The 22,342-nt window shown below is 73.6% G+C and carries 16 protein-coding genes, 1 other RNA gene and 1 pseudogene; 2 read left to right on the top strand and 16 right to left on the bottom strand.

All coding sequences use genetic code 11. The annotated features are described in order from the left end of the window. Positions 1 to 122: 122 nt before the first annotated feature. The 6 genes from ACFVST_RS19760 to ACFVST_RS19735 all read right to left on the bottom strand — a co-directional run bounded on the left by ACFVST_RS19760 (position 123) and on the right by ACFVST_RS19735 (position 8,126). Positions 123 to 671 (bottom strand): hypothetical protein, encoded by a 549-nt coding sequence (locus tag ACFVST_RS19760; protein WP_390153345.1) that lies wholly within the window; start codon positions 669 to 671, stop codon positions 123 to 125. Between the two features lie 267 nt (positions 672 to 938). Next, a complete protein-coding gene (locus ACFVST_RS19755; RefSeq protein ID WP_390153342.1) occupies positions 939 to 3,272 on the bottom strand; it encodes a xanthine dehydrogenase family protein molybdopterin-binding subunit in 2,334 nt (777 codons plus the stop codon). Continuing rightward, the gene (locus ACFVST_RS19750) at positions 3,269 to 5,482 is read right to left on the bottom strand and encodes a 2Fe-2S iron-sulfur cluster-binding protein (protein ID WP_390153339.1); all 2,214 of its coding nucleotides are present in this window, start codon (positions 5,480 to 5,482) and stop codon (positions 3,269 to 3,271) included. Before ACFVST_RS19750 ends, ACFVST_RS19755 begins: the two co-directional genes overlap by 4 nt. Then, the gene (locus ACFVST_RS19745) at positions 5,479 to 6,381 is read right to left on the bottom strand and encodes an FAD binding domain-containing protein (protein ID WP_390153336.1); all 903 of its coding nucleotides are present in this window, start codon (positions 6,379 to 6,381) and stop codon (positions 5,479 to 5,481) included. The genes ACFVST_RS19750 and ACFVST_RS19745 overlap by 4 nt, the downstream gene beginning before the upstream one ends. 854 nt (positions 6,382 to 7,235) lie before the next feature. Then, positions 7,236 to 7,523, bottom strand: a complete 288-nt coding sequence (locus ACFVST_RS19740) for a DUF3039 domain-containing protein (RefSeq protein ID WP_390153333.1) — start codon at positions 7,521 to 7,523, stop codon at positions 7,236 to 7,238. A 30-nt stretch (positions 7,524 to 7,553) separates the two neighbouring features. Continuing rightward, positions 7,554 to 8,126 carry a YqgE/AlgH family protein gene (locus ACFVST_RS19735; RefSeq protein ID WP_390153330.1) on the bottom strand — a complete coding sequence of 191 codons (573 nt, stop codon included), beginning with the start codon at positions 8,124 to 8,126 and terminating at the stop codon, positions 7,554 to 7,556. 312 nt (positions 8,127 to 8,438) lie between these two features. On the opposite strand from ACFVST_RS19735, the gene murA reads away from it, so the two are divergent. After that, complete coding sequence (gene murA, locus ACFVST_RS19730) at positions 8,439 to 9,785, top strand: UDP-N-acetylglucosamine 1-carboxyvinyltransferase (RefSeq protein WP_390153327.1); 1,347 nt, start codon at positions 8,439 to 8,441, stop codon at positions 9,783 to 9,785. A gap of 145 nt (positions 9,786 to 9,930) precedes the next feature. Here the strand turns inward: murA and ACFVST_RS19725 are convergent, their stop codons facing one another. From ACFVST_RS19725 to ACFVST_RS19700, 6 genes and pseudogenes are all read right to left on the bottom strand, one after another. Further along, complete coding sequence (locus ACFVST_RS19725; RefSeq protein ID WP_390153323.1) at positions 9,931 to 10,212, bottom strand: HU family DNA-binding protein; 282 nt, start codon at positions 10,210 to 10,212, stop codon at positions 9,931 to 9,933. Between the two features lie 328 nt (positions 10,213 to 10,540). Continuing rightward, positions 10,541 to 11,971 (bottom strand): NAD-dependent malic enzyme, encoded by a 1,431-nt coding sequence (locus ACFVST_RS19720; RefSeq protein WP_390153320.1) that lies wholly within the window; start codon positions 11,969 to 11,971, stop codon positions 10,541 to 10,543. 429 nt (positions 11,972 to 12,400) lie between these two features. Continuing rightward, positions 12,401 to 14,707: a HelD family protein gene (locus tag ACFVST_RS19715; protein ID WP_390153317.1), complete on the bottom strand. Its 2,307-nt coding sequence runs from the start codon at positions 14,705 to 14,707 to the stop codon at positions 12,401 to 12,403. Between the two features lie 76 nt (positions 14,708 to 14,783). Continuing rightward, entirely contained in the window at positions 14,784 to 15,389 is a 606-nt protein-coding gene (locus tag ACFVST_RS19710; RefSeq protein WP_390153314.1) for a CGNR zinc finger domain-containing protein, read from the bottom strand. 7 nt (positions 15,390 to 15,396) lie between these two features. Beyond that, positions 15,397 to 16,512, bottom strand: a pseudogene (locus tag ACFVST_RS19705) (uroporphyrinogen-III synthase). Between the two features lie 65 nt (positions 16,513 to 16,577). Continuing rightward, positions 16,578 to 17,561 (bottom strand): LysR family transcriptional regulator, encoded by a 984-nt coding sequence (locus ACFVST_RS19700; protein WP_390153311.1) that lies wholly within the window; start codon positions 17,559 to 17,561, stop codon positions 16,578 to 16,580. Between the two features lie 99 nt (positions 17,562 to 17,660). On the opposite strand from ACFVST_RS19700, the gene ACFVST_RS19695 reads away from it, so the two are divergent. Next, complete coding sequence (locus ACFVST_RS19695; protein WP_390153308.1) at positions 17,661 to 18,944, top strand: MFS transporter; 1,284 nt, start codon at positions 17,661 to 17,663, stop codon at positions 18,942 to 18,944. A gap of 126 nt (positions 18,945 to 19,070) precedes the next feature. Here ACFVST_RS19695 and ssrA read toward each other — a convergent pair. The 4 genes from ssrA to ftsX form a co-directional block, all read right to left on the bottom strand. After that, positions 19,071 to 19,440, bottom strand: a transfer-messenger RNA (tmRNA) gene (gene ssrA, locus ACFVST_RS19690). A gap of 132 nt (positions 19,441 to 19,572) precedes the next feature. Beyond that, positions 19,573 to 20,052 carry an SsrA-binding protein SmpB gene (smpB, locus tag ACFVST_RS19685; RefSeq protein ID WP_390153306.1) on the bottom strand — a complete coding sequence of 160 codons (480 nt, stop codon included), beginning with the start codon at positions 20,050 to 20,052 and terminating at the stop codon, positions 19,573 to 19,575. 18 nt (positions 20,053 to 20,070) lie between these two features. Further along, on the bottom strand, positions 20,071 to 21,279 hold the full coding sequence (locus ACFVST_RS19680; protein WP_390153303.1) for a S41 family peptidase: 1,209 nt from the start codon (positions 21,277 to 21,279) through the stop codon (positions 20,071 to 20,073). A 112-nt stretch (positions 21,280 to 21,391) separates the two neighbouring features. Continuing rightward, positions 21,392 to 22,309 (bottom strand): permease-like cell division protein FtsX, encoded by a 918-nt coding sequence (gene ftsX / locus ACFVST_RS19675; protein WP_390153300.1) that lies wholly within the window; start codon positions 22,307 to 22,309, stop codon positions 21,392 to 21,394. Between the last annotated feature and the right edge of the window lie 33 nt (positions 22,310 to 22,342).

Genomic DNA, 22,342 nt, shown 5'->3' with positions numbered 1-22,342 from the left:
CCGTCTGGTCCCCATCCACCCCCTGCCCTCCGGGCAACCGGGGGGACTTTCCGGACACGACCTAGGCCGAGGCGGGTCCCAACCGGGCGGTGTCCAGGGACCGTTGGGGGTGCGGAGGCGGGTCAGCCGCGGCGGTGCAGGCAGTAGGTGGTGGTGCCGTCGGCGCTGTAGGAGGGGAGGGAGAGGTAGTCGCCGGGGGCGCACCGGGGGCGGTCGATGACGGTGTAGCGGGTGCCGGGGGTGTCGCAGTCGACGGCCTTCAGGTCCTGGTCGGGCCACTCGGCGTCATTGCGGACGCAGTCGCCGGTCTCCACCAGCGGCCCGCCGCTCCGCTCCCCGTCACCGCCGCCGTCACCCGCGAAGACCCCGATCGCCAGGAGGGCCACCACCGCCAGGACCAGCAGGCCCGCCGGGACCGCGAACAGCAGCCCCTGCGGCCGCCGCCAGACCGGCTTCCCCGGGTCGAGCGGCGGGCGGAAACCACCGGCCGGCGCGGGCAGGGCGGCGAACGCGCGGCGCGGGCCGAGGTGGTTGGCGAGCAGTACGAAGGGCGTGATCACCAGGGAGAACAGGCCCCACCAGCCCTGGACCAGGGTGTCCGCGGACATGCCGCGGACGGTGGCGAGACCGCAGTCCCGGCAGAAGGGGCCGTGCACGGTGCTGGTCCGCATCAGCACGATCATCCCCTGATGCCCGCGGACGGTCCCCGCGGCGGCCGGCCCCGCCCCGCACAACCGGCACCCTCCGCCACCCCCGGCCCCCTGCGGCGGCACCCACGGCCCCGGCTGCCCGTACCCGCCGAACGGCCCCGGCGGCGGGGCGGGTTGCGGGGTGCCGTACGGCGGTGGTGGCGGGGTGGCCATGGCGAGATCCCCCTCGGTCCGGGGCTGGGAGTGGAGGCGCGGCGCGTCCCGCGGCGCCCTGTGGGTGGCGGGCCGTCAGCCGCGTTGCGGGGCGACCACCGCGGCCTGGGGGCGGATGGGCAGGCGGTTGACGGGACGGCCGGTGGCGGCGCGTACCGCGGAGGCGATGGCGGCGGGGGTGGCGACGACCGGGACCGCGCTGACCGCCTTCGCCCCGAACGGCGCCACCACGTCCCGCTCCTCGACCAGTTTGACGATGCGGATGTCGGGGGCGTCCAGCGCGGTCGGCAGCGCGTACCCGGTGAGGTCGGGGTGGCGGAGCAGGCCGCGGGGGGCGCGCAGGTTCTCGGTGAGGGCGGCGCCTACGCCCTGGGTGACCCCGGCCTCGATCCGGGCGCGGATGCGGGCCGGGTTGAGGACGCGGCCCACGTCCTGGGCGACGGACAGCTCCACCACACGTACCGAGCCGAGCTCGGTGTCGACGTCCACCACGGCGCGGATCGCGCAGAAGGCGAGACCGACGAAGGCGTCGCCCTGGCCGGTGGCGTCCAGCGGTTCGGTGGGGTGCGGGCGGCACTGGGCGGTGGCCCACAGCTCCTTGCCGTCCATGGCCTCGGTGACGGTGGTGGAGAGCACCCCGTCATAGGAGGTGATCTTGCCGTCGGTGATCTGGAGCAGCTCGGTGGACATCCCGAACTTGTGGGCCAGCGGCTGGAGAAGCTGGGTGCGGACCATGTCCGCGGCGCGCTTCACGGCACCGCCGGACACCCAGGTGTGGCGGCCGCGGCAGCCGGGCCCGGCGGGCGGCTGGTCGGTGTCGACGGGCGCCACCTGCACCTCGTCGATACCGAGGGTCTCCTGCACGATCTGCCGGGCGAGGGTGGCGAAGCCCTGCCCGGTCTCGACGGCGGCGCAGATCACGGTGGCGGCGCCGTCGTGCACCCGGACGGTGGCGGTGGACACCTCGTCGGTGCCCTCCGCGCCGAGCATGTGCACCATGCCGATGCCGTAGCCGACGCCGCGGCGGACCGCGCCCGGCTCCCCGGCGCCCTCCGGCCCGCCGGGCAGCAGCCACTCGTCCTCCGGGGAGTCCTTCGGCAGCGGCGGCAGCGGCGCCTCCCGTACGGCGGTGAGGAGTTCGGCGACGGGGGCGGGGCAGGTGACGGTCTGGCCGGTGGGCAGGACGTCGCCGGTGGACATGATGTTGCGGGCGCGGACCTCGGCCGGGTCCAGGTCGAGCCGGCGGGCCAGCTTGTCCATCTGCGCCTCGTACGCGGCGCACACCTGCATGGCGCCCTCGCCCCGCACATGGCCCGAGGGCGGGTTGTTGGTGCGTACCGCCCAGCCCTCGATGGAGGCGTGCGGGACGGCGTAGGGGCCGCAGGCGAAGGCGACGGCGGCGGCGAGGGCGTCGGAGGAGGTGTCGGCGTAGGCGCCCGCGTCGAGCAGGATCTGCGCCTCGACGTTGACCAACCGGCCCTCGGCGTCCGCGTGGTGGCGGTAGCGCAGCAGGGTGGGGTGGCGGTGGGCGTGGCCGAGGAAGGACTCCTCCCGGGTGGCGGTCAGCTTCACCGGGCAGCCGGTGCGCAACGCCAGGAGTCCCAGGGGGAGTTGGAAGCTGGGGTCCTCACGGTCCCCGGTGGCGCCGGGCACCCCGGTGACGACGACCTTGACGCGCTCCGGTTCGAGTCCGTAGCAGGCGGCGGCGCGGTCCCGGTCGGCGTGCGGGTCGGTGGAGGCGATGTACAGCTCCACTCCGCCGTCGGGACGGGGCGCGGCGAGTCCGGCCTCGGCGCCGATCGGGGCCGGGTCCTGGCGGCCGATGCGGTAGAGCCCCTCGACCACGACGGCGGCGCTCTCCACGGCGGCCGGGTCGCCGTGCCGGAGGGGGATGTGCCGGATCAGATTGCCGTCCGGGTGCAGCGGCTCCGCTTCGAAGGCCTGCTCCGGGTCGGTGACCGCGTCCAGCAGTTCGTACTCCACGACGATGGCGGCGGTGGCCATCCGGGCGGTGTCGGGGTGGTCGGCGGCGACGGCGGCGATGGGCTCACCGTGGTGGCGCACCACCTCCGAGGCGAACACGGGCCGGTCGGCGGTGCCGCGGCCGTGGGTGGCGACACCGGGCACGTCCTCATGGGTGATGACGGCCCGCACCCCGGGCATCTCACGGGCGGCGGAGGTGTCGATGGAGACGATGCGGGCGTGCGCGTGCGGGGAGCGCAGCAGCGCGGCCCACAACAGGCCCTCCGCCCACAGGTCGCAGGCGTAGGGGAAGACGCCCTCGGCCTTGGCCTGGGCGTCGGCGGGCGGCAGACCGGCGCCGAGCCCGATGGCCGGCGGTTCGCCGTCCGCGGCGGGGCCGGTGGACGGCAGCGGGGTCGTAGCGGTGGCGGCGGATTCGTTGCTCACGCCCGGCCTCCGTCGTCATAGAGATCGTCGTACGGGTCGTCGGGGGCCGGGTGGACGCCGCCCGCGCCGGGCGGTGCCTGGTGCGGGATGGTGGCCCCCGCGGGCGGCCCGAACCGGGGCTGCGGGACGGCGGCCGGGTCGGCCTCGGCGTCGGCGGTGCCCTCCTGGGGGGCGGCGGCCGGTTCGCCGTGCTGGGTGGCGCGGGCCTCGGCGACCTCGCGCACCGCGTCCAGCACCCCGCGGTAGCCGGAGCAGCGGCAGAGGTTGCCGCAGAGCGCCTGGCGGGCCTCCAGTTCGGTGGGCGAGGGGTTGCCCTCCAGCAGGTCGTGCACGGTCATCGCCATCCCCGGCACGCAGTAACCGCACTGGACGGCCCCGCAGGCGGCGAGCGCACGCTGCACATCGGACGGCTGCCCGTCGGCGGCGAGCCCCTCCACGGTACGGACCTCGCTGCCGGCCGTGGTGGCGGCGGGCACCAGGCAGGACGCCACCAGCCGGCCGTCGACCTGGACGTTGCAGGCACCGCACTCACCCTGCGAGCAGCCGTCCTTGGCACCGGCCAACCCCAGCCGCTCCCGCAGCACATAGAGCAACGACTCCCCGATCCAGGCCCCGGCGACGGGTCGTTCGGTGTCGTTGACCCTCAACACGTAGGAGACCAAGGGGTGTTCGTCATGCGGCGGGGGGACGGGGGCGTCGTCTTGGGCGGGGGTTTCGTCCTCGGGGGTTTCGTCCTCGGTGGGGGCTTGGGCCTCGGGGGCGGCTTGGTCCTCGGCGGGCTCTCCGTTCCCGGCGGAGACGGGGTGGGGGTCGGAGGTCTCGGCCTCTGCGTCCCCGGCGTCGTGGGACCCGGCTTCGCCCTCGGCTGCGGTCTCGCCGTCCGCCACGGCCTCGCCGGCTACAGGTACGGCCTCGGCCGGGGCACCGGCAGCGGTCGCCGGCCCCTCGTCCCCGGCCAACGCGGCCTGGCCGGCGGCCGGTTCGCCTCCGGCGGGGGTGGCGGCATCGGCCGGAGTGGCGGGCGCCGGACGGTCGTGGGCAGGGTGGACGCCGTGTTCCGCCTGGGCGCGGGCGGCCCGCATGGCCCGCTCCTGGGCGGCCAGGCTCCGGGTGGGGTGATCCTCGTCGAAGGTCCCGGCACAGGCCACGGCGGAGGGCTGCGCGGAGGCCGGGTCCGGGCTCAACTCCCGTGCCTGCCCGGCGGGTTGCTCCTCCGGCACGGACTCGGGCCCGGGCGCGGGCTCGTGTACGGCGCCGGGTACCCGCACCACGGACGGCTTGGTCGTATCGGAGGGCGCGGCGGTGTCCGGGGTGGCGGCCACCGGAGACCCCGCGGACGTCTCGGGCTCCGGCGCGGAGGCCCACGGGGCGGGGGCGCCGCCGGGGAGGGTGGCGGGGGCGGTGCCCCACTGGGCGGCCGGCGGGGAGGCGGTGAACTCGCCCGGGTCGTCCGGGAGTTCGTCCTCGGCGACGGGGAAGGACCACTGACCGGTCGCCTCCGCGGTCCCGCCCTGCGCACCCGCGGCGCTCGCCCCGGCCGCCTGCCGCCCCTGCGTCATCCCCCGCGACGGCGACTGCGCCCGGGGTGCCGGAGCCGCCTGGGGGTCCTGCGGGAACTGCCACTGCCCGGTCGCCCCGGACTGGTAGCCGTAGGAGGGCGGCTGCGGCTCCGGCGCGGGCTGCTGCTGCGTCTGCCGGGGGGCGGGCGGGGTGTCCTGCTCACGGTAGGCGGGCGGCGGATAGCTCTGCCCGCCGTAGGCCGCCGGGTCGTAGCCGGGGATGCCGTACGGCATCTCGCCGTACGGGTCGGCGCCGTAGGAGAAGTCGTCGGTCTGCTGCGGGTAGGCGGCCGGCTCCTCGGCGGCGTCGCCGCTGCCGTAACTCCCGCCGCCCTGCTGCCCGTTGCCGTATTCGGCCGGGGTGTGCTGGCCCGCCGCGCGGGGCCACTGGACGGCGCCGCCGGTGGGCACGGTCCAGGTGCCGGTGGCCGCCGGGTCGGTCGCCCCGGCGGCGGGGGCGACCGTTATCGGCGGGGGCACGAAGCCGTGTCCGGGTGCGGCGAGCGGGGTGTCGGTCGCGTACCCGTCGGGGAAGCCCTCGGTCAGATCGACGAAGGCGGTGGCGTCCATGTCGTACTCGCCCTGCGGGGTCGGCTGCCAGCCGACGTGCTCGTCGGGCGTCCCCTCGTCGTGTCCCCGGCCGTCGGTCATGCCAGCGCCTTCCCCAGTGCTCGTCGGGCCAGTGCGGCGACGGTGCGCCGCAAGTGCAGTGCGCCGGGCGGCAGTTGCGGGGTGCTGCCGTCCTCGGCGGGGGCCGGGTCCGGGATGCAGGCGGCGGCCACGTACTCGCCGAAGGCCTCCAGGGCCTGCGGGACCAGGGCCCGGCCGTTGTCCCAGTCGATGTGGGAGGCCACCCACTGCTCGGCCTCCAGCGGCCGCAGCGGCATCGGGGCGACCGCGCCGACCGCGCAGCGCACCCCGCGCCGCGCCGCATCCAGTACCAGGGCGACGGAGGCCGTGGCCCGGCCGGGGCCGGTGCGGCCGGTGGCCTTGAGGAAGACCTGCGGGGCGTGCAGCAGCGGCACCCGGACGAAGCCGATGAGTTCCCCGGCGCGCAACATGTCCATCTGCGCCAGCAGATGGGAGACCGGCACCTCGCGCCGGGTGCCCCCGGGCCCGGCGATGATCAGGGTGGCCTCCAGCGCGGCCAGTACCGGCAGGGTGTCGCCGGTGGCGGCGGAGGAGGCGATGTTGCCGCCGAGGGTGCCCGCGTTGCGGATCTGCGGGGGCCCGGCGGCGCGGGCGGCGGCGGCGAGGCCGGGGATCAGCGCGGCGAAGTCGGGGCGGCCGATACGGGCGTGGGTGAGCCCGGCGCCGAGCAGGGCGTGCCCGTCCTGGTACTGCCAGCCGCGGATCTCCGGGATGCGGCCGAGGCCGACCAGTGCGGTGGGCCGCAGCAGCCCGGCGTTGACGGCGGCCATCAGATCGGTACCGCCGGCCACGGGCACCGTCGCGGGCACGGCGGTGAGCGCGGCCACCGCCTCGTCGAGCGTGGCCGGCAGGTTCACCGACGGCGCCGCCTGCGCCGCCTGCGATACGTGCGTGGTCAAACCGGCTGCCCCTTCCCGCTGTCCCACCTGATCCGACTGTGCGCCGTACGGTACGTGCCGACAGACCGGACGGAGCAACTCTGGCACATCTTCCCGCCGCCCCGGAGACAGGGTCCGCTAGGAGGCGTTCCTCCATAGAGGGGCGCTATTGGTGGTAGATGACCGATTTTTCTGGCAGTTGGGCGCTTGGCGACGGTTTTCGCGCTCCGGTGCCGGTTGTACGGAGGGGGCGGGCGCCGTGGTCGCTCGGCCGGGGATCATTCGTCCGGGGGTGGCCCGTCGAGCGCGCGTCCGAGGTGGCCGGGGCAACGGGCCGCCGGGGTGCCGGTATTGGACACCGAGAACGTCAAGTCGCCGGTGGTGGACGGCCGTTCGGTCGGTGGAGGCGGCGAGCCGGGGGAACATCTGGTGGCCGACGCGGGAGCGGTCCTCCCTCACCTCGGCCCACACATCGGCCCGAGCGCCCAGGAGTTGACGCGGTGTCCGCGCGCCCCGGAAGACCCCGGCCGGGTCGCCGGAGAAGGCGGGCCGCGACGCTGCCGCCGCGCACCCCGGGCAACGGCACCACCCCGTACTCCCCCTGCACCTTGCCGTCCTTGACGGCCCGGCCGCGGTGAACAAGTAGCCCTGCCCATCGGCCAGTTCACCGCCCGCGGGGCAGCGCCCCATAAGTGTGCGCACCGCCGACGGCGACCGACTCGCAGGCGGTGGGGTCGGTGTCGCCGTACTCGACGACGTCGGACAAGTGCCGCACCTCCCCGCGTCCGGACAACACAAAGGCCCCGGACGCGCGCAGCGCACGTCGGGGCCTCGGTCGGCGGTCAGCCGGTCGACCCGGGGGCGGGCCGCAGGACCTACTTCTTGTCCTTGCCGCCCTTGTCCTTGTCGCCACCGGCACCCATGGACTCGTAGATCTCCTTGCACATGGGACACACCGGATACTTCTTCGGGTCGCGGCCCGGCACCCACACCTTGCCGCAGAGCGCGACGACCGGCGTGCCGTCCATCGCGCTCGCCATGATCTTGTCCTTCTGGACATAGTGGGCGAAGCGCTCGTGGTCACCGTCACCGTGCGACGTCTGCGGCGTCGGTTCGACAAGGGTCCCCGTACCTGCCCCGCGCTCGGGCTCAAGAGTGCTCATGGACCCCAGGGTACTGAAACGGGCGCCCGATCAGTTGAGGGACGGGTCGTCCGGATAGGTCGCCACCATGGCCAGTTCATTGCGCTGGCGGCGCAGCACCCGGCGCCACAACCGCTCCGGCTCCGGCGAGTACACATCCCCCGGCTCCGACTCCACGACATACCAGGCGCCCTGCGACAGCTCCTCCTCCAACTGCCCCGGCCCCCAGCCGGCGTACCCGGCGAAGATCCGCAGCGAGCCGAGCGCCGCGGCCAGCAGCTCGGGCGGCGCCTCCAGGTCGACCAGTCCGATCGCGCCGTGCACCCGCCGCCAGCCCAACGGTGTGGCCTCCGTGACGGAGTCCCCCGGGATGACCGCGACACCCAGCGCCGAGTCCAGCGAGACCGGACCGCCCTGGAAGACGACCCCGGGATCCCCGGCGAGCCGCTCCCACCCCTCCAGGATGTCGCTGACGCCGACCGGGGTGGGCCGGTTGAGTACGACACCGAGCGAGCCCTCCTCGTCGTGGTCGAGGAGCAGCACCACCGCACGGTCGAAATTGGGATCGGCCAGGGCTGGGGTGGCGACGAGCAGCCGCCCTGTGAGCGAGGACACCTCGGTCATGCCAGACATGATCCCGCATCTTCCCCTGATCCGGGGACCCCACGCACGCACCCAGAACCCCACCGCCCGCAGCGAACCGGGTGCGCCGGGGAAAGCCCCGCTCACAGCGGGTGGCGCGGGTCGCGGCGGGCGCATGGAAGCACTCCCGGCGCACCGGCGGGCGGCGGTCACCACGGGTGTCCGGAGGAACGCGGTACGTGGTGTGGCGAAGTCCTGACCGCTGAAAGCGGTGCACGACATGCGGAACGGGCCCTCCCGGGCCATTAGTCTTGGGCTTTCGGCCCCTGCCCCTTACTCCGGAACGCGAGATTCATGACCGTCACCGACGCTCACGACGTACTGCTTGTCCACGGCGGCACCCCGCTTGAGGGCGAGATCCGGGTCCGCGGCGCGAAGAACCTCGTGCCCAAGGCCATGGTCGCCGCACTGCTGGGCAGCGCCCCGAGCAAGCTGAGCAACGTCCCCGACATCCGCGATGTGCGGGTGGTGCGCGGGCTGCTCCAGCTCCACGGTGTGACGGTGCGGCCCGGTGACGAGCCGGGCGAACTGCTGATGGACCCGACGTATGTGGAGTCCGCCAACGTCGCGGACATCGACGCGCACGCCGGTTCCTCGCGTATCCCGATCCTCTTCTGCGGCCCGCTGCTGCACCGCCTCGGCCATGCCTTCATCCCGGGCCTCGGCGGCTGCGACATCGGCGGCCGGCCGATCGACTTCCACTTCGACGTACTGCGGCAGTTCGGCGCCCGGATCGAGAAGCGGGCCGACGGGCAGTACCTGGAGGCGCCGCACCGGCTGCGCGGCACCAAGATCCGGCTGCCGTACCCGTCGGTCGGCACCACCGAGCAGGTGCTGCTGACGGCGGTGCTCGCCGAGGGCGTGACCGAACTCTCCAACGCGGCGGTCGAGCCCGAGATCGAGGACCTGATCTGCGTCCTGCAGAAAATGGGCGCGATCATCGCCCTGGACACCGACCGCACCATCCGCATCACCGGCGTGGACAAACTGGACGGCTACACCCACGCCGCCCTCCCGGACCGCCTGGAGGCAGCCTCCTGGGCCTCGGCCGCGCTCGCCACCGAGGGCGACATCTATGTACGCGGCGCGCAGCAGCGGTCCATGATGACCTTCCTCAACACCTTCCGGAAGGTGGGCGGCGCCTTCCGGATCGACGCCGAGGGCATCCGATTCTGGCACCCCGGCGGGCAGTTGAAGTCGATCGCGCTGGAGACGGACGTCCACCCCGGCTTCCAGACCGACTGGCAGCAGCCCCTGGTGGTGGCCCTCACCCAGGCCACCGGCCTCTCCATCGTGCATGAGACGGTCTACGAGTCCCGGCTCGGCTTCACCTCCGCGCTCAACCAGATGGGCGCGCACATCCAGCTCTACCGCGAGTGCCTCGGCGGCTCCCACTGCCGCTTCGGGCAGCGCAACTTCCTGCACTCCGCGGTCGTCTCCGGCCCCACCCGCCTCCAGGGCGCCGACCTGGTCATCCCCGACCTCCGCGGCGGCTTCTCGTATCTGATCGCCGCACTCGCCGCCCAGGGCACCTCCCGCGTCCACGGCATCGACCTCATCAACCGCGGCTACGAGAACTTCATGGACAAGCTGGTAGAACTCGGCGCCAAGGTCGAACTCCCCGGCAAGATCCTCGACTAGCCCACCCGCAAACGCCGTTGGGGCGGCCACCCGATCCCGGGTGACCGCCCCAACGGCGTTGCCATAGGCGCCCCTTCAGGGGCGCGGGGAACTGCGCGACCAGCCACGACGGGCCGGCAGCTCACCCGCGACGCTCAGCGCAGCCTCACTTGCCCTTGGCCGCTTCCTTGAGCTTGGAGCCCGCGGAGACCTTGACGCTGTAGCCGGCCGGAATCTCGATCGGCTCGCCGGTCTGCGGGTTGCGGGCGGTGCGAGCGGCACGGTGGGTGCGCTCGAAGGTGAGGAAGCCGGGGATGGTGACCTTCTCGTCGCCCTTGGCGACGATCTCGCCGACCGTCTCGGCGAACGCGGCCAGCACGGCGTCGGCGTCCTTGCGGGACACCTCGGCGCGGTCGGCCAGCGCGGCCACCAGCTCACTGCGGTTCATGTTTGTACTCCCGTGTTCATCTTGCCAATGAGGCGTGCCACGCGGCCAAGCCGCATGTTGCGCACAGCTAAGCCGATGCTGCCAGGGGCCTCGTACGGCCCCCGGACCGGGTCCGGGTCGGGCCCGGACCGCTCGCGCCCAGAGAGGCATCCTGCCCCCACCTGCGGCGGGAACGCCAATCCGGCTCCCTGGGGGTCACCCGAGAAGCGCGGTCGCCTCTCGTGGTGACGCTCCGTCCGCTACCCCGCGGCGGACCGCAGGCGGGACGGGCTTGCTGCCCGCAACCCTAGGCTCTGCCCGGGGTGCGCCTTCCACGACGCGCCGTGTTTCAGGCCGTGGCACCGGTCACAGCCACCCCGCCGTCCTTCGCCACGCTGCTGACCGCGTTGGCGACGGCGCCCGCCACCTTGTCGTTGAAGACGCTGGGGATGATGTAGTTCGGGTTCAGCTCGTCCTGGGTGACGACGTCGGCGAGCGCGGCCGCGGCGGCCAGCATCATCTCGGTGTTGACGGCGCGGGACTGGGCGTCGAGCAGGCCGCGGAACACCCCGGGGAAGACCAGGACGTTGTTGATCTGGTTGGGGAAGTCGGAGCGGCCGGTGGCCACAACGGCCGCCGACTGGCGGGCGATTGCCGGGTCGACCTCCGGGTCCGGGTTGGCGAGCGCGAAGACGATGGCGCCGTCGGCCATGGCGGCGACGTCCTCGCCGTCGAGCACGTCCGGGGCGGAGACACCGATGAAGACGTCGGCGCCGCGCACCGCTTCCTTGAGGGTGCCGCTGACACCCTCCGGGTTGGTGTTGTCGGCGATCCAGCGCAGCGGGGACCCGGCCTCGCTGGCCTGGACGTCCTCACGGCGGGCGTTGACCACACCGTGGATGTCGGCGACGACGGCGTGCTTGACGCCGGCGGCCAGCAGCAGCTTGAGGATGGCCGTACCGGCGGCGCCGGCACCGGACATGACGACCCGTACGTCCTCGGCGTCCTTGCCGACCACGCGCAGGGCGTTGGTGAGGGCGGCGAGGACGACGATGGCGGTGCCGTGCTGGTCGTCGTGGAAGACGGGGATGTCGAGGGCCTCGCGCAGCCGGGCCTCGATCTCGAAGCAGCGGGGCGCGGAGATGTCCTCCAGGTTGATGCCGGCGAAGCCGGGCGCGATGGCCTTGACGATCTCCACGATCGCGTCGCTGTCCTGGGTGTCGAGGCAGATCGGCCAGGCGTCGATACCGGCGAAGCGCTTGAAGAGGGCGGCCTTGCCCTCCATCACGGGCAGCGCGGCCTTGGGGCCGATGTTGCCGAGGCCGAGGACGGCGGAGCCGTCGGTCACCACCGCGACCGAGTTGCGCTTGATGGTGAGGCGGCGGGCGTCCTCCGGGTTGGCCGCGATGGCCATGCAGACGCGGGCGACACCCGGGGTGTACACCATGGAGAGGTCGTCGCGGTTGCGGATGGGGTGCTTGGACGCCATCTCGATCTTGCCGCCGAGGTGCATCAGGAAGGTGCGGTCGGAGACCTTGCCGAGGACGACGCCCTCGATGGTGCGGAGCTTGCCGACGATCTCGTCCGCGTGCTGGGTGGAGCTGGCCGCGATGGTGACGTCGATACGCAGCTTCTCGTGACCCGAGGCCGTGACGTCGAGGCCGGTCACCGAGCCTCCGGAGGACTCGACGGCCGTGGTGAGCTGGGATACCGCGGTGCCGCTAGCGGGTACTTCCAGCCGGACCGTCATCGAGTAGGAGACGCTGGGCGCCGTTGCCATGTCCGACTTCCTCTGCTTTCCCTTGTGTCGCTGGTGCGCTCGCCCGGCGTGCGGTCGCGGGAGCGCTATCCGATGGTCGCACCTACCGACTGGTATGCGGTAGCGGCCTCGGATCGAGAACGCGGTGTCCTCGCCCTGTTCCCCGTGACGCTTCATCGTTTTCGGAAAACGAATTCCACCATACGAGAATCCAGGGCGCGGCGAAACCCCCTGCGGGGGGCGGACGGAGACAACGCGAAGAGGTCCACATCACACGGTGATGTGGACCTCTTCGGACGTTCACGACACCGGCCCGCCATGCTCGCCTCGCGGCAAGTGGTCGCTCGTAGCGACTAAGGTTGGGCCCGGGGGCTTGGATCGAGCCGGTGCCACGTCCAAGGTAACAAACGAACGCCGCAAGGCAATTCCCCCTCCGGGAGCCGGTTCCGGTCACTCTCCGAGCAGGTCGGGCACCCCGTTCGAGTCCGGTTCGTCGCGGCCCGTGGAGACCACCGTCAGCCGCTGCGTCGCCCTGGTCAGCGCCACGTACAGCACCCGCAGTCCGGCCGGGGACTCGTCCGCGATCTCCGCCGGGGAGACCACCACCGTCGCGTCGTACTCCAGGCCCTTCGCCTCCAGGCTGCCCAGCGCCACCAGGCGGTCGCCGAGCCCGGCCAGCCAGCGGGCCGCCTCCGTGCGGCGCCGCATCGCGACGACCACGCCGACGGTGCCGTCCACCTCGTCCAGCAGCCGGGCCGCCTCCGCGCGCACCGCCTCCGCCAACTCCCCGTCCGCCACGGCGAATCGGGGCACCAGACCGGTGGAGCGGACCGCGGTGGGGGCCGGCGTACCGGGCATCGCCAGTGCCAGCACCCGTGCCGAGAGGTCCGCGATCTCGGCCGGATTGCGGTAGTTGACCGTCAGCTCGAAGTGGCGGCGGGGGCGGCTGCCGAGTGCCTCGTCGCGGGCCGCGGCCGCCTCGTCCGGGTCGGACCAGGAGGACTGCGCCGGGTCCCCCACCACCGTCCAGGTGGCGTGCCGGCCGCGGCGGCCCACCATCCGCCACTGCATCGGCGTCAGATCCTGCGCCTCGTCGACGATGACATGGGCGTACTCGGTGCGCTCCTCCGCGAGGCGCTCGGCGCGCTCCCAGCGGCTCTCCTCCCGCTGCGGCATCAGCTCCTCCAGGCCGGTGAGCTGGTCCAGCGGGTCCAACTCCCGTTGCCTGCGCGGGCGGGCGGGGGCGCCCAGCACCGCGTGCAGCTCGTCCAGCAGCGCCACATCGTGCACCGACAGCTCCTCGCGGGCCAGCGAACGGGCCAGCCTGCGCACCTCGCCCTGGTTGAGGACCCGGCGCGCGGCCCGGCCCAGCCGCCGCTCGTCGGCCATCGCGGCCAGCACCCCACGCGGCGTCAACTCCGGCCACCAGGCGTCCAGGAACTCCAGGAACGCGTCCTCGTCGGCGACGTCCTCATCGAACGACGACCGCAGCTCCGCCGCCAGTTGGGGATCGTCGTGCCGGGCCGCCGCGCCCGACCGCTCCCACAGCGCGTCCAGCAGCAGCCGGCGGGCCCGCGGCCGCAGCAGGTTGACCGGGGCGGTGCCGCCGAGCGCGGTGCGCCGGATCCGCGCCAGGTCCTCCGCGTCCAGCTCCAGGCGCCGCCCGAAGGCCACCACCCGCAGCCGCCGCGGCACCGCGCCCGCCTCCAGCGCGGCGCGGGCCGCCTTGCGCAGCACCTTCACCATCCGGGCCGAGCCCTTCACCCGGGCCACCGCGGGCGCGTCGTACACCCCGGCCTCGGCCCCGTCGACCAGGGAGCCCACCGCGCGGATCGCCACCTGCCCCTCCTCGCCCAGGGACGGCAGCACGCCCTCCGTGTACGCGACGAGCAGCGGTGTCGGGGAGACGATGAGGATGCCGCCCGCGTAGCGCCGCCGGTCCCGGTAGAGGAGGTAGGCGGCCCGGTGCAGCGCGACCGCCGTCTTGCCGGTGCCGGGCCCGCCCTCCACATAGGTCACGGAGGCGGCGGGCGCCCGGATCACCTGGTCCTGCTCGGCCTGGATGGACGCCACGATGTCCCGCATGGAGTGGCTGCGGGCCTGCCCCAGCGCCGCCATCAGCGCACCGTCGCCGACCACCGGCAGCGGCCGGCCGTCGAGCCGGGCCGACAGCTCGGGCCGCATCAGGTCGTCCTCCACCCCCAGCACCCGGCGCCCCCGGGAGCGGATCACCCGGCGCCGCACCACCCGGCCCGGGTCGACCGGGGTGGAGCGGTAGAAGGGGGCGGCGGCGGGCGCCCGCCAGTCGATGACCAGCGGCGCGAAGTCGGCGTCCAGCACTCCGATCCGGCCGATGTGCAGGGTCTCCGCGACATCGGCGTGGGCGCGGCCCGACTCGTCGATCCACACGGTGCCCTCGGCGGGCTCCACCGCGGTGTACGCGCCGTCCGGGCCCTTCTTGCCGTCGGCGCCCAGCAGCAGATCGATCCGGCCGAAGAGGAAGTCCTCGAACTCGCTGTTGAGACGGTTGAGATGGACCCCGGCGCGGTACACCTGGGCGTCCCGCTCGGCGAGTGCGCCCGGGGTGCCGACATGGCCGCGGCGGGCCGCGTCGTCCATCAGGAACTCCGCCTCGTGGATCTTCTCCTCCAGACGGCGGTACACCAGGTCCAGATGCTCCTGCTCGACCGCGATCTCACGGCTGCGGACCGAGTCGGCACGGTCGGCACCTGCGTCGACGGCTTCCTGCGCGGCCACCGGGCCCCCTTCTGACGTGCTTGGGCAGCCGTCCACCTTAAGGCATGGGGGCGGGTGGAAGGGGGCCCTGGGCTTCCTAGCCCCGGGTGAGGGCGGCGGTGCGGCGGCGGTGGCGGGCGACGCGTTCGCGGTTGCCGCAGACCTCGCTGGAGCACCAGCGGCGGCGGTGGCCGCGGGAGGTGTCCAGGTAGATCAGCGGGCAGTTGTCCCCGGCGCAGCGGCGCAGCGCGGCCCGGGCGGCCGGATCGGCGAGGAGCTCCAGCGCGTCCCGGGCGAGCACCGCGAGCAGCGCCGCGCACACCGGTTCGGTGCACGGGACGAGGACCAGCCGGCCGTCGGCGGTGCGCAGGCCGCGGGGAGCGGGTGGCGCGGCGCGGGCGGCGGCGTTGACATGGTCGAGGGCGGCCGCGCCCCGGCCCACCGCACCCTCCAGTTCCGCGCTCACCAACCGGCCGATATGGCCCCGGAGTTCGCGGAACGCGGTGAGCCAGCCCGGGTCGGCCCGGTGGAGCACGGTGCCGGCCGGGACCAGCCCCTCGCCGGTGCACCAGGCCCGCAGGCGGCGTACCGAGTCGAGGCGTTCCGCGGGATGCGCGGTGGCCAGCAGGTCGAGACAGACACGGCCGCAGTCGAACCGCAGCTCGTGGGGGGACGGGACGGTACCGGAGACGCCCGAAGCCATGAGCCTGTCACCGCCTTGCGGAGTACGAGGACCACCGAGGACCACCGAGGGAAGCACGAGCTGAGTACGCGCGGTGCTCCCCTCTACAGTGCCCCTCCCGGCGCCCCACGGGAACCCGGCGGCCCGCGGGGAATGGGGGCGGCCGCAGCGCGCATCCGGCGGACGGTGGTGCGCCTGCGGCGGGGGATACGGGTGGGGCGGGTGGGGTCGGGGCCAACGGCAGTGCGGTGTGCGGCTGTTGGGGGCGGCGGCGCCCCGGTCAGGGGCGGGGGCGGGCGGGGAGTTCCCGGCAGAGGGTCTGCACCAGCGGGCCCAGGCGGAACCGTTCGGGCTGCACCGGCTCCACCCCGCGCTCCCGCAACGGCACCGCCGTCACCGGTCCGACGCAGGCAGCCAGTACGTCCCCGCCGAACGCGGCGAGCACGGCCGGCAGCAGGCCGCGTTCCTCCGCCCGGCGCAGCAGGGACACCACGGCCGGTGCGCTGGTGAAGGTCACGGCGTCCACGGCGCGGTCGCACACCGCGTCCAGCAGCCGGTCCAGCGGCGCCTGGTCTTCCGGCGGCAGCCAGCGGTAGACGGGCACCCCGACCACCTCGGCGCCCGCCTCCCGCAGCGCCGCCAGGAAACCGGCCAGCGGTTCGCCGTGGAGCTGGACCGCGATCCGCAGCCCGGCCACCCCCTCCGCGAGGAGCCGGTCCCGTACCTCCGCCGTCGACTCGGACACCGGTGACCAGCTCTCGGTGAGCCCCGCGGCCCGTACCGCGCCGGTGACCTTGGGGCCGCGGGCCAGGATGCGGGCGGCGGCGAGCCGGTCGAGGAGCCGCGGGCGAAGGCCCCGGGCCTCGGCCGCCTCCAGCCAGCCGCGGAAGCCGACCGCGGTGGTGGCGACGACCACATCGGGGGCGCGGGCGAGGATCTCCTCGGTGGCGGCGAGGAGTTCGGTGTCGTCGGCGAGCGGCACGGTACGCAGCGCCGGGGCGTGCCGGACGGTGGCGCCGCGCCGCTCCAGCAGAGCGATCAGATCCTCGGCGCGGCGGGCCGCGGTCACCCCCACGGTGAAACCGGCCAGCGGGGCCTCCCCCGGACCCGGCCGCCCGCCACCGCGCTGCTGCTCCTCGCCCATACCCCTGGTCCGCTCTCTCGGTGCACGTCCGGCCACCGTAGACCGGTCCCCGTAGGGCCGCCGCGTCAGGTCGTCATGGCCCCGGTCGTCATGGCCCCGGTCGTCATGGCCTCCGCGTCCTGGGGTGGGAGCCAGGTGCCGGGCGGGCGGTGGAGCCAGCCGCCGGTGCGGGCGGCGTGGGCCGCGGCGGAGCGCAGCGCGTCGAGACCGGGGTGGGTCAGACCGCGGCGCCACACCAGCGACACCGGCGACAGCGGCACCGGCTCCAGCAGCGGCCGCGAGACACAGCCCGGCGGCACCGGGAAGTCGACCACGGCGAGCACCGGCAGCCCGCTCCTGCCCATCACCCGCCGGAACTCCTCCTCCCCCACGGCCAGCGGCACCGGCGGCGCCACCTCGATACCGCGGCCCGCGAAGAGGCGCCGCGCCAGATCCGTCCACTCCGGGGTGCGCGGATTGCCCGCCCCGGCGTAGATCCGCTCCCCGGCCAAGTCGGCCAGCGGTATCCCGGGGCGGGCGGCCAGCCGGTGGCCGGCGGGCAGGATCAGCGCCATCTGCTCGTAGCGGACGGGCTGTTGGGCGAGGCCACGGCGGAGGGCGGCGGGCAGTCCGGCCCAGCGGCCGAAGGAGGCGTCGAGGCGGCCGGCGAGGATCTCCGCGGCGGCGTGGGTGAGGCCGCTCTCGAAGCGGGCCATCAACTCCAGCCGCGGCACCGCCTCCCGGGCCCGCGCCAGAATCCGCTGGCCCACCAGGCCGGGGCTGTTGACATCCACCAGCAGCGGCCGCGGCTCGGCACTCGCCGCGAGCAGCGCGTCCTGCGCGTCCAGGACCGCGCGCGCGTACGGCAGCAGCCGCTCCCCGTCCGCGGTGAGCCGCACCTGCCGGGTGCTGCGGACGAACAGCTCCACCCCCAACTCCCGTTCCAGACGCCGCACATCGCGGCTCAAGGCCTGCTGCGCCACCAGGAGCCGGGCCGCGGCCCGGGTGAAGTGCAACTCCTCGGCGACGGTCACGAATGCCCGTACCAGCCGGGGGTCCACCTGACGCATGGCGCCCAACCTACCGGCCCCAACTCACAACGGGAGTGGGTCAATCAGCGCGGAACAGGTGTTGGACCGGGACCGCCCGGCGCCGCGAGGCTGGCTCGTATGCCCGAAGACGACCACCTCTTCCTCGGCGTGCTCGGCGACCGCCCGATAGCCGCCGCCGTACGCCCCGCCGGACCGCGCACCAGAGCCGTCCCCCGCAATCCGTATCTGCGGCTCTTCGCCCGGCCCGGCACCCGGGCCTTCACCGCGGGCAATCTGCTGGCGCGGCTGCCGATGGGCATGTTCGGGGTCAGCGCCGTGCTGATGATCGCGGGCTCCCGCGGCTCGTACGCCCTGGCCGGCGCGGTCACCGCGACCGGGATGGCGGCCACCGCGCTCGCCGGACCGTGGACTGCACGCCTGGTGGACCGCCATGGGCAGGCCAGGATCGCGGTACCGGCCGCCCTGCTCGCCGCCCTCGGCTCCCTCGCCCTCGTCCTCTGCGTCCGCACCGGCGCCCCCGACTGGACCCTCTTCGCCTGCTACGCGGCCACCGCCACCACCCCCAACACGGGCGGAATGTCGCGGGCCCGCTGGGCACATCTGCTGCGCGGCGACCCGGCCGCCCTGCACACCGCGAACTCCTTCGAACAGGCCGCGGACGAGCTGTGCTTCATGCTCGGCCCGATCCTCGCCGCCTTCCTGTGCACCGCGCTCTTCCCCGAGGCCGGCACCCTCACCGGGGTACTGCTGCTGGTCACCGGGATCGGCCTGTTCGCCGCGCAGCGCGGTACCGAACCGCCGGTGCACCCCGCGCCGGACCGGGGCCGGCCACCCCTGCGGGAGCCGGGGATCCCGTCCCTGCTCGCGGTGTTCGCCGCGACGGGCGCGGTCTTCGGTTCGCTGGAGGTGGTGACGATCGCCTTCGCGGACGCCTCCGGGCACCGGGCGGCGGCCGGGGCGGTGCTGGCGCTCCAGGCCGCGGGCTCCTGTGCCGCCGGCCTCGGCTACGGTGCGCTGCGCCTCGCGGGCCCGCCGGAACGCCGCTTCCCGCGCTGCCTCGCCGCGATGACGTTCCTGCTGACGCTGCCGCTGCTCGCCGCCACGGCCACCGGTTCCCTGCCGCTGCTGGCGGTCGCCCTGCTGGTCGCGGGCATGGCGACGGCACCGACCATGGTGACGGGGATGGCCCTGATCCAGCGCCGCACCCCCGGCGGCCGCACCAACGAAGGCATGACGCTCGCGGTGACCGCCCTCCTCACCGGCATCGCCACCGGCTCCGCCACCGCCGGCTGGCTGATCGACCGCTTCTCCCCCGCCCCCGCCTACACCCTGGCCCCCGCGGCAGCAGCCATCGCCCTCACCCTGGCCATGAGGATGTCCCACCCGGCAAGCGGCGAATGACGGCACCGAGCCGACCTAACGGGGGGTGTGGGTGGCGAAGCCCCCACCTCGCGCGGCGAAGCCGCGCAGAAACGACGAAGGCGATCCATGGCCCACGTTGTCCGTGGGCATGGATCGCCTGTCGTCGAGTGGAGATGGCGGGAATCGAACCCGCGTCCAACGGTGCGGAACCAGGGCTTCTCCGAGCGCAGTTCGCTGCGATTTTCTCAGCCCCGGAGATCACGCGAACAAGTCTCCGACGGGCTCAGTCACTGTTTGTTGTCCCGCTGCACCCCGTGACCGGGCTCAACGGTGAAGTCCCCTAGCTGATGCCAGGATCCGGGTCGGGAACACCCCCGGGCTGACACTTCGCAAGTCGCTACTTAGGCAGCGAGGGCGAAGGAATCGCGCTTGGTATTGGCGATTATTGGTTTCGGCCTGTGGTTTACGAGATCATGGCCGCTTCCTCGGCTCGCTTCCCCTGCTTCGACAGCCGCTGTCGAAACCGATCATCCCCATGTTGTGTTTTCAATCAGCGTTTCCAGCATTTTCTAGCAGGCCCCCACTGGGGAGGCGAGTGCCATCGTACGGGAGGAACACGGTCCCGTGCCACCGTATTCCCGTCGGCCCGCGGGGGCGGGCCGGGTGGTCAGGCGCGCTGGCGGCGGCGGACGGCGGACATGGCGCGGTCGGCCTCGCGGCGGTCCTGCTTCTCGCGGAGGGTCTGCCGCTTGTCGTACTCCTTCTTGCCCTTGGCGAGGGCGATCTCGACCTTGGCGCGACCGTCCTTGAAGTAGAGGGCGAGCGGGATGACGGTGTGGCCGGTCTCCTGGGACTTGGTGTCGAGCTTGTCGATCTCCATCCGGTGCAGCAGCAGCTTCCGCTTGCGGCGTGCGCTGTGGTTGGTCCAGGTGCCCTGGCTGTACTCCGGTACATGCACGTTGTGCAGCCAGGCCTCGCCGCCGTCGATCTGGATGAAGCCGTCGACCAGGGAGGCCCGGCCCTGGCGCAGCGACTTCACCTCGGTGCCGCTGAGGACGAGGCCCGCCTCGTAGGTGTCGAGGATGTGGTAGTCGTGCCGCGCCTTCTTGTTCTGCGCGATCAGCTTGCGCCCTTTTTCCTTAGCCATAGTGCTGCCATTTTCGCACTAGGAGGGGGTGCCGAGGCCAGTCAATACCTGCTCGGCCCGGGCCCGGGTGCCCTCGTCGGCCTCCAGGTCGGGGGTGATGCCGTGGCCGTCGAGGTTGCGGCCGGTGGGGGTGCGGTAGTGGCCGACGGTGAGTTCGGCGACGGAACCGTCGGGGAGTTCGCTGGGCATCTGCACGGAGCCCTTGCCGAAGGTGCGGCTGCCGACGACGACGGCGCGGCCGCGGTCCTGGAGGGCGCCGGTGAGGAGTTCGGCGGCGCTCATGGTGCCGCCGTCGACGAGGGTGACGACGGGGCGGCGGGTGTCGCCGCCGCGCCGGGCGTGCAGGGAGCGCTGCTCACCGCGGACGTCGTAGGTGGCGACGAGGCCGCCGTCGAGGAAGGCGGAGGCGGCGCGGGTGGCCTCGGTGACGAGTCCGCCGGAGTTGCCCCGCAGGTCGAGCAGGACGCCGCTGTCGGCGGGGGCGGCCCGGACGGCTTCGCGTACCCGGTCGCCGGAGCCCTTGGTGAAGGAGGACACCCGGATCAGCAGGGCGTGGCCGGCGCCGGGGCCGAGGCGCCGCACGGTGACCGGGTCGGTGGAGAGGCGGGCCCGCTTCAAGGTGGCCGTCCAGGCTCGGTCGCCGCGGCCGAGGTCGAGGGTGACGGCGGAACCGGGGCCGGGCGGCGGGGTGCGGCCGGCGTCACCGCGGAGCCGGGCCAGTACCTCGGTGACGGGGAGGCGGTCGACGCGGCGGCCGTCGATACGGCGGAGCCGGTCGCCGGTGCGGAGGCCGGCGTGCGCGGCGGGGCTGCCGGACTTGACGCCGGAGATCCGTACCGTGCCGTCGGGGCTGCGGCGGGCCCAGATGCCGACGCCGGTGTAGGTGCCGTCGAGGGCCTGCTCGAACTCGGCGTACTCGCCCGGGGAGTAGACGGCGCCCCAGCGGTCGCCGCTGCGGCTGACCGCGCGCCGGGCGGCCTTGAGAGGGGAGGAGCCGTCGGAGAGTGCTTCCTCGGCGGCGTCGGCGACATCCCGGCGGCTGTCGGCGGGGCCGGGGCGGGTGGTGCGGGAGCGGTCCGCGGAGTCGTCGGAGCGGTGCCCGTCGGTCCAGGCTCCGGCGGCGGCACCGGCGGCGAGGACGCTCAGCAGGACGAACGTGAGGGCGGCTCCGCGTCTGAACCGGCGGCTCCCGTCGGGAGGTTCGTCCAACAAGTCGCATTCGGGCATGGTCGGAGTCTAGGACAACGCGCTGCGCCGCACGGCCAGTTGAACCGTGCGGCGCAGCGACTCCTGTCACATGCCCGGGGCCTTGCGTGACGAGGTGCCCCGGGTGAACGCCCTACACCTTCAGGTACTTGCGGAGGGCGAAGAAGGCGGCGAGGGCGGGCATCAGCAGGCCGATGGCGAGGACCAGCGGGAGCTTGGCGAGGACCGCGTCCCAGCCCACGAAGTTGATCAGATTGAGCTTGGTGGCGAGCGCCAGCCCGTGGTCGATGATGAAGTACCGGCCGAGCAGCAGCATTCCGCAGGCGACGAAGGCGCCGATGAGGCCGGCAACGGCGGCCTCCATGATGAACGGCATCTGGATGTAGAAGCTGGACGCGCCGACCAGCCGCATGATGCCGGTCTCGCGGCGGCGGCTGAACGCGGAGACCCGGACGGTGTTCACGATCAGCATCAGCGCCACCACCAGCATCAGCGCCATCACCGCGAGCGCCGCCCAGTTCATGCCGTTGAGGAGGCCGAAGAGGTTCTCCAGGATGCCCTTCTGGTCCTGTACCGACTGCACCCCCTCGCGTCCGCTGAACGCGGTGGCCACGACCTGGTACTTCTCCGGGTCCTTGAGCTTGATGCGGTAGCTCTCCTGCATCTGGTCCGGGGTGAGGGAGCTGGCCAGCGGGGAGTCGCCGAACTGCTGCTTGTAGTGCTTGTACGCCTCGTCGGCGGACTCGTGGGTGACGTTCTGGATCACCCCCATCTTGTGCAGGTCGGTCTCGATCTGCTTCTTCTGCTCGCCGGTCGCGGCGCCCTTGGCGCAGTTGGGGTCGGACTCGGCGTCGCTCTTGTTGCAGAGGAAGATCGAGACATTGACCTTGTCGTACCAGTAGCCCTTCATGGTGCTCACCTGGTCGCGCATGAGGAGCGAACCGCCGAAGAGGGCGAGCGAGAGGGCCACGGAGACGACGACGGCGAAGGTCATCGTGAGATTGCGGCGGAGACCGACGCCGATCTCCGACATGACGAACTGGGCGCGCATGGCGTCTACTTGGCCTTTCCGTGGAGCCGGTGG

The organism is Streptomyces sp. NPDC058045 (genome assembly GCF_042885635.1).
Classification (GTDB): Bacteria; Actinomycetota; Actinomycetes; order Streptomycetales; family Streptomycetaceae; genus Streptomyces.
The sequence above is the reverse complement of the archived record's forward strand: the minus strand, read 5'-3'. Positions and strand labels throughout refer to the sequence as shown.